7 protein-coding genes are annotated in these 6,510 nt (G+C 26.8%); all 7 read left to right on the top strand.

Annotation, left to right across the window (positions count from 1 at the left end; genetic code table 11):
* On the top strand, positions 1-552 hold a 552-nt coding region (locus tag ACH5BH_RS11940), incomplete at its 5' end, for a UDP binding domain-containing protein (protein WP_423298506.1).
* A gap of 33 nt (positions 553-585) precedes the next feature.
* A complete protein-coding gene (locus ACH5BH_RS11935) occupies positions 586-813 on the top strand; it encodes a hypothetical protein (RefSeq protein WP_423298505.1) in 228 nt (75 codons plus the stop codon).
* A gap of 107 nt (positions 814-920) precedes the next feature.
* A complete protein-coding gene (locus tag ACH5BH_RS11930) occupies positions 921-1,973 on the top strand; it encodes an NAD-dependent epimerase (RefSeq protein WP_423298504.1) in 1,053 nt (350 codons plus the stop codon).
* A complete protein-coding gene (locus ACH5BH_RS11925; protein WP_423298503.1) occupies positions 1,973-3,271 on the top strand; it encodes a flippase in 1,299 nt (432 codons plus the stop codon). Before ACH5BH_RS11930 ends, ACH5BH_RS11925 begins: the two co-directional genes overlap by 1 nt.
* Entirely contained in the window at positions 3,255-4,238 is a 984-nt protein-coding gene (locus tag ACH5BH_RS11920) for a nitroreductase family protein (RefSeq protein WP_423298502.1), read from the top strand. Before ACH5BH_RS11925 ends, ACH5BH_RS11920 begins: the two co-directional genes overlap by 17 nt.
* Before the next feature lie 3 nt (positions 4,239-4,241).
* A complete protein-coding gene (locus ACH5BH_RS11915) occupies positions 4,242-5,357 on the top strand; it encodes a polysaccharide pyruvyl transferase family protein (RefSeq protein WP_423298501.1) in 1,116 nt (371 codons plus the stop codon).
* Between the two features lies 1 nt (position 5,358).
* The gene (locus ACH5BH_RS11910; RefSeq protein WP_423298500.1) at positions 5,359-6,507 is read left to right on the top strand and encodes an O-antigen ligase family protein; all 1,149 of its coding nucleotides are present in this window, start codon (positions 5,359-5,361) and stop codon (positions 6,505-6,507) included.
* The last annotated feature ends 3 nt before the right edge of the window (positions 6,508-6,510 follow it).

Here is a 6,510-nt window from a genome sequence, read left to right as displayed (position 1 = left end):
TTAGCTCATAATCTAAATTCAAAACAAATAATAGAAGGTGTAGGATTAGATCCAAGAATTGGAAATCATTATAATAATCCAAGCTTTGGATATGGTGGATACTGCTTGCCAAAAGATACAAAACAACTAAGAGCAAACTATGAAGATGTACCACATAGCTTAATATCAGCAATAGTAGAAGCAAACTCTACAAGAAAAGATTTTATAGCCCAAAGTATAATAGAGAAACTAAATCTAATACCTTCAAATCCTGATAATATAGAGACTGCAAAAAAAGTAGGAGTATATAGACTTATAATGAAAGAAGGAAGTGATAACTTTAGAGCTTCAGCAATACAAGGAATAATGAAAAGAATAAAAGCAAAAGGTATAGAAGTAGTAATATATGAACCCAATTTAGAAGATGAAATGTTTTTTAACTCAAAAGTAGAAAAAGACTTAGATGAGTTTAAAAAGCAAGTAGATGTGATAGTAGCAAATAGGTTATCAGAAGATCTTTTTGATGTTCAAGATAAAGTTTATACTAGAGATATTTTTAATAGTGATAGTTAAAACTTGATATAATGTTAATAGGAAAATGAATAAATGCCAAAAATTGATAAAATCAAAGAACAAATCGGGTGGTTAAAAGTTGTATTTGGACTATTATTTGCTACAGATATATCTTTAATAGCATACTTATTTACAAATGTAGAAAAGTTAAGCTTATTTCAAATTATATTGGTATTGTTAGGTTTATTAATTATAACTATTGGTATACTATTTACTAATAAAAAGGCTATGGACAAAATAGATAGCTTGGAGGATTTATAATGGAAACAATTGTTTTAACAATAGGTTTTGTAATTGTATTTGGTGGTATTGGATATGCCGTAATTGACATGATAAAACATTTTGATAATAAAAAGATAAAACATTAAATGAAAATATTAGTAACAGGAACAGCTGGATTTATAGGATATCACTTAGTAAAAAAACTTTTAGATAGAGGTGATACAGTAATAGGTCTTGATAATATTAATGACTACTATGATGTAAATTTAAAATATGCAAGACTTGAAGAGTTAGGTATTAGAAGAGATGAAATTTCTTCTAATAAACTAGTTCAATCTAAAACTTATCCAAAACATAAATTTATAAAAATGGATTTATCAAATACAAATGAAATAAATGCTTTATTTGAAAAAGAAAACTTTGATGCAGTATGTAATTTAGCTGCTCAAGCAGGAGTGAGATACTCAATAGAAAATCCTCATGCATATATAGATAGTAATGTAAAAGGATTTATGAATATACTAGAAGCTTGTAGACATAATGATGTAAAAAATCTATCTTATGCTTCTAGTTCATCAGTATATGGACTAAATAAATCACAACCATTTAAAACAAGTGATCATACAGATCATCCAGTATCACTATATGCAGCTACAAAAAAATCAAATGAAATGATGGCACATACATATTCTCACCTTTATGGTATTTCTACTACAGGTCTACGATTTTTTACTGTATATGGACCATGGGGAAGACCTGATATGGCACCAATGTTATTTGCAGATTCAATACTAAATGATAGAGCTATAAAAGTATTTAATCATGGGAATATGAGTAGAGACTTTACTTATGTAGAAGATATAGTAGATGGAATCATAAAGGTAATTGATAATCCAGCAAAATCTTCACAAGACTTTAATCCTGAAAATCCTAGTCCAGATATATCAAGTGCAGCATATAGGATATATAATATAGGAAATAATGCACCTGTATCATTGATGGAATTTATAGAGACATTGGAAGATAAACTTCAAATAAAAGCTAAGAAAAATTTCATGGATATGCAAGCAGGAGATGTTGTATCTACATATGCAGATACTAATGATTTAATCAAAGACTTTGATTACAAGCCAGGTACGAATTTAGCTGATGGAATTGAGCAGTTTGTGGCTTGGTACAAGGGATTTTATAGTAAATAATGAATTATAAAAATGCTCTAAAATCATTATCATTTATCTGGTCTGGTTCTTTACTTGCGTCAGGTAGCTCATTTCTAATTTACATGATTCTTGCAAGAGAATTAGGAGTTGAGGCATTTGGATTATTTTCATCTTCCATTGCAACAATAATGCTTCTTACTCTTTTAGCGGGATTTGGAGTTTCTAAATTTTGGTTAAAAGAATTTGGTAGGGAAGGCTGGAATGCTTTAAGATTAATTCAACCTTCAATAAAGTTTATATATTTTAGTACAATTATCATTATTGCTATATTACTGATTTGGGCATTATTTGGACCACATGATTTTGATACAACAAAAGTTTTAATTCTATTAAGTTTATTTTTAATTGGACAAATAGGTATAGAAATAGTAAGTTCGAAATTTCAACTTGAAGAAAAATACAAAGTCTTAGCATTATGGCAATTGATACCAAACCTCTTGAGATTATTTATTATTATAATCGTAATTGTATTACCATTCCACTTTGATGTATTTATGGCAGCTTTAATTTATTCTTTCGTAGGAATTATTTTTATTTATTTTAGCATTAAGCAATTATATTCTCTTAAAAATGGCTTGATTGATTTAAAAGGACATCATAAAAAAAATATTGAAAATTCATATATTCCTACACAAAAAGAAATTTTTAAAGGAGCATTGCCATTTGGTCTAGCAACTTTTTTTGGATTTATTTATTATCAAAGTGATTTGATTATGTTGAAATATTTAGTTGGGGATATTGAAAGTGGCTTTTACAATGTAGCGTTTGTTTTGTTAATGGCTATTCTAATTTTCCCATCAAATTTATTCAATAAATTTCTATTGCCAAAATATCATAGATGGGCTAATCATGAAAAAGAAAAATTTTATAGTACATATTTAAAAACTACTAAAATAATGCTTTTATTTGGACTGATAATGATGTGTTTAGTTTTTTTTACTAGTAATTTTATTGTAATGATATTCTTTGGTGCAGAATATAAAGATTCAATAGCACTATTTCAAATTGCATCTTTAAATATTCCTATATCCAGTGTTGCTTATGGTGCGGGTGCAGTTTTAGTAACAGAAGAGCATATGAAGAAAAAAGTTCTGTTTATGGGAGTTGTAGCTGTTCTAAATATTATTTTAAATTTTACTCTTATCCCACTTTATGGAGCTATTGGTGCTTCAATATCTACTGTAATAAGCAATTTGATTTTACTTATATTGTATTTATATTATGTGAACAATTATATATTTAATTTTAAAGGAAAAAGCAATGTGGCAAAAAATTAGACCATATGTTAGAACTATATATAGACTGTTACAAGGTTTAAATGGATTTTTCTATGATATAAAAAGGTATGCTTTTTATAGCGGATACAGAGAAGATTTATTTGATTCTGAAATTCGTTCATACCAAATGGTTATGACTTACCATAGTTTAGAAAAAAGTCTTAGTTATAAAAAACGAAATCCTACTTCTGGATGGAAAGATGCAAAAAAAGTTTTAAATCTTCTTCTTGTAGCTAAAAAGTCTGGAATAATCACATACCATGATAAGGCTGGTAAACAAGTGCTTGACAAGTTTCTTGATCTACCTGAAAATAGAGAAACAGATCAAGCAAAGCAATTTATAAAACTATTACAAGATATAAATTTTATTTCAGATGATAATCATGGAGCTTTTGAGTATACATTACATGACTTTTATAAAGGAAAACTTGATAATCCAGAAGAATTTTTTTATTCAAGATATTCATTAAGAGAGTTCAAAAATGAAATTGTTTCAAAGGAAGTTATTGATAGAGCAATACAATTAACACTAAAGACACCTTCTGTATGCAATAGACAAGCTTGGCATATTTATTACACAGATGATACAGATGTGAAAAAACAAATTACAACTTATCAGGGTGGCAATAAGCCATTTGGGGAATATGTTCCAAATTATATAGTAGTAACTACAGATTTAAAAGGCTTCTTTACAGGAAAAGAGCATTATCAGCACTGGATAGATGGAGGGTTATTATCAATGACATTGATGTATTCATTACATTCATTAGGGGTTGCATCTTGTCCTTTAAATTGGAGTCAAACACCACAAAAAGATAAAGATTTTAGAAAAGCTGTAAATATTGATGATAGTCATACTATTATAATGGTCCTAGCAGTAGGTTATCCAGATGAAATAAATAAAATATGTGCATCTGTAAGAAGACCTATAGAAGAAATTTATTCAGAATTGAAAATTAGGAAATAAGTCATGAAAATAGCAATTATTACAGTTCACAGAGCAAACAATTATGGAGCAGTTCTTCAAGCATATGCTACACAAAAAGTGTTGTCGGAGATTGGAGAGTCTAAAATTATAGATTATAATAATAGATATATCTCTTTTCGTCTTGATTTGATTAGATATCATAAATCATTAGGTTTAATAGCAAATTTAAAATTTATTATTCATGATATCTTGAGAATATTTTCAAGATATAAAGCTGTAAAAAAATTTAATAGTTTTATTTCATCATATATGAATTTAACAAACAATTTTTCAAGTAAGGATTTGATAGATGGAAAGGCAAATGGATTTGATGTGTATGTTTGTGGTAGTGATCAAATATGGAATCCAGAAATTGCAACACCACAAAAGAAAATAGATGCAAATTATTTTTTGAAATTTGTTCAAAAAGGTTCTAAAAAATTATCATATGCCTCTAGTTTTGGACATCACAAGTTGACAGGAAATGAACAATTGGAAGTAAAAGAGCTGTTAAATGATTTTGATTTAGTGTCAGTACGAGAAAAAGATGCTAAAGAAATGTTAGAAAGTTTTATAAAAGATAAAGAAATCAATCATGTTTTAGACCCAACACTACTTTTAAATAAGCAAGAGTGGCTTGATACTTTTGAGTTAAAAGAACATAATAATTATGGAGATTATATACTTTTATATACTGCTCCAAGAAGCGAACTTTTAAAAAAAGCAGTTGCATATTTTTCTAAAAAACTAGGATTGAAAGTAATCTCAATAGATCAGTCATTTTTCCCCCTAGCGAATGTTGATATTCATATAAAAGATGCAGGACCAAAAGAGTTTATAGATTATTTTGCTAATGCAAAATTTATCATAACAGATTCTTTTCATGGTGTTTGCTTTTCTATAAATTTTAGAAAATCTTTTGTTGCAGTAGCACCTGGTAAAAAATCAAATAGACTTACAAGTTTATTGAGTTTACTAAATTTAGATACTAATTTAGTGTCTTCTATGAAAGAATTTGAATTTATTAATTGTGAATTAGATTATTTAGGTGTTGATTTAAAATTATTTAATCAAATAAAACAGTCTAAAGAAGTTTTATTTAATTCTATTAAAAATTAAAATGTTACTACAAATTTCAATTGCGTTGTATATATTTTTGCTTTTTAATAGAGAGTTTGTTCCTTTTATAGATTTACGATTTTTGATTTTACCAATTTTTGCATATCTACTTATATTTAAATTTATTAATATTCTTTTTACAAGAAATATTGTTATTTATGGAACTAAAAAAAATATTATATATTATATGTTATTTATATTTATCGTATTTTTATCTAATAGTAAATGGTATTTTAATCCTTACTCTCCAAATGAAGATATCTTAATAAATGTAATTCTATTATATATTTATAACTTTTTGGCAGTAACTATATTTGCTTTATATTGGAAAAAAATAAATTTAAAGGTAATTGGAATAGTTGTTTTTGTATCGGGGTTAATTCTTTTTTTATCTATGATTCTTCAATATATAGGTGTACAAGAATTGCCTTTTGCTAGAAATGTGAGAGAGTTAGAAGAATTTGAGTTATCTATTATCGGTACTAGAATAGGAGGTTATGCTGAAGACCCAAACTATGCTACCTTTAGTATGATGCTTTGGTTTGTTATAACTTTTATACTCTTTAAAAATAGATTTCTAGTTTTATTTGTTTTCCTTTTATCATTTGTAGGTGTTATATTGTCTTTCTCAAAAACTATAATTTTAGCAAGTTTTATTATTTTATCTTTTTTTATAGCAAAAAAATTGAAATTATTAATACCGTATACTATATTATTTATTTCGCTGATAGCTTTTAGTGCATACTATATATATGAAATATTTATGACACTATCTACAATGTCAACTAGATTTAAGATGTGGGAAATTGCTTTTTATTCTTTTCTTAATAATCCTATATTAGGTTCAGGTGTTACAAGTGTGAGGTCAAATTTTTTATTTAGTGGGAATTGGTATGTTCAACCTCATAATTCATTTATCGCAATACTTGCAGATAGTGGACTATTCGCTTTTATTTTATTTTTATGTTTTTTTATAAAGGCCTTTTCTCTTGAAAATAAGATCTATATCTTCTTGGTTTGGTTATTATTTATTTTCTCTTTCAGCCAAGAATTATTTATCTTTCAGTATCCATATTTTGTATTGGGAGTCCTTCCAATTATAGTTTTATTAAAACAAAATAGAATTTATACTACAAAAATTAGGATTTAAAAT

Origin of the sequence: Arcobacter rhizosphaerae, assembly GCF_049472155.1 — a bacterium.
In the GTDB taxonomy this organism is placed as follows: Bacteria; Campylobacterota; Campylobacteria; order Campylobacterales; family Arcobacteraceae; genus Arcobacter_B.
Note: the sequence above shows the minus strand (reverse complement) of the source record. Positions and strands in the feature narration are given on the sequence as shown.

Excerpts from the sequence above, each read along its gene's own strand:
- ACH5BH_RS11930 (WP_423298504.1), top strand. The coding sequence starts at position 921 with ATGAAAATATTAGTAACAGGAACAGCTGGATTTATAGGATATCACTTA.
- ACH5BH_RS11935 (WP_423298505.1), top strand. The coding sequence starts at position 586 with ATGCCAAAAATTGATAAAATCAAAGAACAAATCGGGTGGTTAAAAGTT.
- ACH5BH_RS11910 (WP_423298500.1), top strand. The coding sequence starts at position 5,359 with ATGTTACTACAAATTTCAATTGCGTTGTATATATTTTTGCTTTTTAAT.
- ACH5BH_RS11920 (WP_423298502.1), top strand. The coding sequence starts at position 3,255 with ATGTGGCAAAAAATTAGACCATATGTTAGAACTATATATAGACTGTTA.
- ACH5BH_RS11915 (WP_423298501.1), top strand. The coding sequence starts at position 4,242 with ATGAAAATAGCAATTATTACAGTTCACAGAGCAAACAATTATGGAGCA.
- ACH5BH_RS11925 (WP_423298503.1), top strand. The coding sequence starts at position 1,973 with ATGAATTATAAAAATGCTCTAAAATCATTATCATTTATCTGGTCTGGT.